Source organism: Rhodococcus sp. LB1, assembly GCF_001583455.1.
Classification (GTDB): Bacteria; Actinomycetota; Actinomycetes; order Mycobacteriales; family Mycobacteriaceae; genus Rhodococcus_F; species Rhodococcus_F opacus.
The window spans coordinates 1-2,917 of the sequence record NZ_LTCZ01000289.1 but is presented as its reverse complement, the minus strand read 5'-3'; the positions used below and the strand labels follow the sequence as shown (position 1 = coordinate 2,917).

The 2,917-nt window shown below is 64.5% G+C and carries 3 protein-coding genes and 2 pseudogenes; 3 read left to right on the top strand and 2 right to left on the bottom strand.

Translation table 11 applies throughout. The features are described 5' to 3' along the window. Positions 1-50: 50 nt before the first annotated feature. Positions 51-551, top strand: coding sequence for a hypothetical protein (locus AZG88_RS29525; protein ID WP_061699918.1), 501 nt, complete (start codon positions 51-53; stop codon positions 549-551). Between the two features lie 412 nt (positions 552-963). Beyond that, positions 964-1,600, top strand: a pseudogene (locus tag AZG88_RS29520) (acetyl-CoA C-acyltransferase); the annotation flags it as partial. 22 nt (positions 1,601-1,622) lie between these two features. Here AZG88_RS29520 and AZG88_RS50755 read toward each other — a convergent pair. Beyond that, positions 1,623-1,973, bottom strand: a complete 351-nt coding sequence (locus tag AZG88_RS50755) for a DUF4345 family protein (RefSeq protein WP_231914257.1) — start codon at positions 1,971-1,973, stop codon at positions 1,623-1,625. 82 nt (positions 1,974-2,055) lie between these two features. Then, positions 2,056-2,589, bottom strand: coding sequence for a TetR/AcrR family transcriptional regulator (locus tag AZG88_RS29515; protein WP_061699917.1), 534 nt, complete (start codon positions 2,587-2,589; stop codon positions 2,056-2,058). Between the two features lie 134 nt (positions 2,590-2,723). Between AZG88_RS29515 and AZG88_RS29510 the strand changes: the two are divergent. Continuing rightward, positions 2,724-2,917 (top strand): annotated as a pseudogene (locus tag AZG88_RS29510) (alpha/beta fold hydrolase); the annotation flags it as partial.

Below are 2,917 nucleotides of genomic sequence, written 5' to 3'. Positions count from 1 at the left end.
CTTGTTCAGCGCCCTCCTAGTCGGGTTTCGGCGGCCCGTACCCTTGCCCCATGTCCGCTGATCCAGGCAGCATCCGCGCCGACAGCCACCAGGCGCTGCCGAACCTGGCCGTACAGGATGCTTCGGCGGATCCCCACATCATCACAGCCGCGGCGCGCACCGGAACGGACATCGAGCTGCGGATTCACACGTCCATCGCACCGTTCGACGTTGCGGCCGAGCAGTGGTTTCCCGCGGCGGCCGGGTTCGCCGTCACGGTCATCGTGCACACCGTCGACGCGCAGACGGGCGTGCCGCGGTATCTGCCGCCCGCGGAGGCTGCCGAGTGGGCGCGGGCGATCTTCTCGACCGTTGACTCCGCGCACGGGTACTTCCTCGGCGCCATCGACCCAGGCACCGGCAGCCATCGACGCGGGCAGCTCGCATACCGCCTCTACCTCGACACCGAGCGCCGGGCGATTCCCGTTCCTCGGCAGGTGGTCACCTGTCCGCATTACCTGCTATCGGCCATCGACGGCAGAGCCGAGATCACCATTCCCACGACGGCCTGACCCGGCAGGCCGGCCGGTTGCCGCACCACGGTCTGCGGGCGCCGCTTCCTCCGGTGTCCGATCTGCACGCCCTCCGAAGGGTGCGACCTTGAAATCACGTCGCTGTTGCCTGCTCATGCGGTTCCTCCATCCGTCTCGATCCGATCCCCTGCCAGAGACAGCTGGTCGCCGCTGCCCCACCAGCGAGGACGACGCCCTGGGGCGGAATCGAGACGGTTGATCCACCCGGGGAGGGCCGCGGCACGTGGATACACTTGTGCCACAAGCTCATTGCCACTTCTGAAGCCGACCACGACAGACCTCAGGAATCTCCCGGGTGGGAGCGCGGCGACAAGACTACCAGCGCACCGAAGCCCGGGTCAGGGGACGTGTCATTCCTGCTGGTCAAAGAACAATCCAGGGGCGGATACGACACCACCTTGCGGCGACGGCGTGGAGGAACGGTGTCTTCGACGACGAGGTCGTTTCCGGTGTCGATTCCGCAGCGCAAGGGCGATCCGAACGTCTTCTCGCAGGACGAAGGCATCCGCGCCGACACCACCACCGCGACTCTTGCGAAGCTGTGTCCGGCCTTCTCCAAGACCGGCACCATCACCGCGGGTAATGCGTCACCGATCCACGACGGTGCTGCCGCGGTGATCGTGATGAGCAAGGCCAAGGCCGAAAGTCTCGGACTCGAATGGATCGCCGAGATCGGTGCGCACGGCGTGGTCGCGGGACCGGATTCGTCGTTGCAGTCGCAGCCGGCTCGGGCGATCGTCAAAGCTTGTGCGAAGGAAGGCATCGACCCCAAGGATCTGGATCTGGTCGAGATCAACGAGGCGTTCGCAGCGGTCGCTATCGCCTCGACACGTGAACTCGGGATCGACGAAGACAAGGTCAACGTCAACGGCGGCGCCATCGCCATCGGTCACCCACTCGGAATGTCCGGCGCCCGCATTGCACTGCATCTGGCGTTGGAGTTGAAGCGGCGCGGCGGCGGTATCGGTGCGGCAGCCTTGTGCGGCGGCGGTGGCGAGGGCGACGCCCTCATCATCCGCGTCCCCGAGAAATACGCTCTACGAGATACGGTCACGCACTTCGACTTGCGAACCGACGTCGCCAGGCCAGAATCACAGGTACGACGCCGACCTCGAGCCCAATAGCAACCATCCCGACGGGATGCGGACGTCCAGCCTGCTTCCACGACCACAGCCGCGCCAATCCCCCAGCGAACACTGCCGCCAAAGCGGCGGTGACCGCGGGCGAATCCTCCACCGTACCCAATCGACAGAGAATGATCGGCCCGACAGCGACCTTGAAAACATTGGCGTACCTGAGTTCTCCGTCGATTGAAGCGGAGACCTCAGATGAATTCGCGGGCACTGCCTGCGCACCCAGCAGAACTTGCTGCACTCCGCTGATGGTCGGGACCAACGCCATAATTCCCAGGGTCCACTGCATACGGGCTCGGGTGCGGTCACGCGTGGTCGTTGTCATTGCTTCTCTTTTCAGTCGGTGGCATTCAGTTTTGGATTAGGCGAAACGCGTTCGCGAGCCCGGCCGCGAGGATCTCATTGGACAGCGTCGGGTCCGACACCGCCCGCGACAGTTGCAGGGTGCCGATCAGGCTCGACATCAGGCCGATCGCTATCGTTCGCGCCGCGGCTGTGTCATCGATGTGGGTACGACTGGCGACGATGGTGATCATCGCCTCGAGACCATCCGTGAACGATTCCTGCACAATCGGTTTCGACCGGCCGATTTCGCCGAGAAGGGCAGCGGAGGGACATCCGTTCTCTCGTTGGTCACGATGACTCGCCGACAGATAACCCTCGATGTAGGACTGCAACGAGTGACCGTCGTCGGGTAGCGCCCNNGCGACGAGTTCGTCCTTCGACGCGAAGTGCGCGTAGAACGCGCCGTTGGTCAGCCCGGCGTCGGACATCAACGCACTCACGCCGGCCCCGTCGATCCCATCCTCCTTCAGACGTCGACCCGCCGCCTCCACCACCCGAGCGCGCGTCTGCGCCTTGTGCCCGCTGCCATATCTCGCCATGTCGATGATCCTCCATGCTGCCGCGTCCTTGCCCTACCGAAGTCTATCCGATAACCTTACGACCATAATAGTATGAGCGTAATTCAATCGGGCTCTCATAGGCCAGGCTCACTTCCTTCGGATAGAGGACAGACATGGCAACCAACCACGGCGCACTCGCCGACACCCGCACCTGGACCACGGTGCCGACCAAATCCGTCCTCGCCGGCGGCGTGAACTTCGCTTACCGTGAGCTCGGCCCCACGGGAGGCGTGCCCGTGGTGTTCCTGCACCACTTCGCCGCCGTTCTGGACGACTGGGACCCCCGCATCATCGACGGCATCGCCGC

Excerpts from the sequence above, each read along its gene's own strand:
- AZG88_RS29525 (WP_061699918.1), top strand. The coding sequence starts at position 51 with ATGTCCGCTGATCCAGGCAGCATCCGCGCCGACAGCCACCAGGCGCTG.
- AZG88_RS50755 (WP_231914257.1), bottom strand. The coding sequence starts at position 1,973 with ATGGCGTTGGTCCCGACCATCAGCGGAGTGCAGCAAGTTCTGCTGGGT.